The sequence below is a fragment of the Bacillus cereus group sp. BfR-BA-01331 genome (assembly GCF_022663915.1).
In the GTDB taxonomy this organism is placed as follows: Bacteria; Bacillota; Bacilli; order Bacillales; family Bacillaceae_G; genus Bacillus_A; species Bacillus_A mycoides.
This window is the reverse complement of the sequence record NZ_JAKUGJ010000168.1, coordinates 1-388: the sequence shown is the minus strand read 5'-3', so window position 1 is coordinate 388 and position 388 is coordinate 1. Positions and strand designations below refer to the sequence as shown.

Sequence of the window (388 nt, the reverse complement as noted above, 5' to 3'; positions counted from 1 at the left end):
AAATTTTATTTAAAACGTGGAAGTCATTCTTTCAAATTCATCAGTGTAAAAAAATAAAACCAGAAAGATGGGAGTGCCATTTGTATGGACAATTGATTGCCATTCTACTCTGTTCTTCTATCATGTTTCAAATGCGTCAATTACTTCTTATGAAAAAGAAACGAGAACTGAGTGAGTATAAGGCCATATATATGATTAGAGATTATTTTCTTCTTCTTTTCCAAGCTATACAGAAAGACACCCAAGAACTATCAAAGGTTCTATATCGCCTATTCAATCTTCTACAGCAAAACGGGCGAAAATCTCATCGATATGAGAAGAAAACAGTCTTTGATATATTAGGTGTCGTTTACAATTGTACCATGTCTGATAATCAAGCGGCTTAATT

The 388-nt window shown here is 33.0% G+C and carries 1 pseudogene; it reads left to right on the top strand.

From position 1 onward, the window contains the following. Nucleotides 1-386: pseudogene (locus MR155_RS31490) on the top strand (IS4 family transposase); the annotation flags it as partial. Between the last annotated feature and the right edge of the window lie 2 nt (nucleotides 387-388).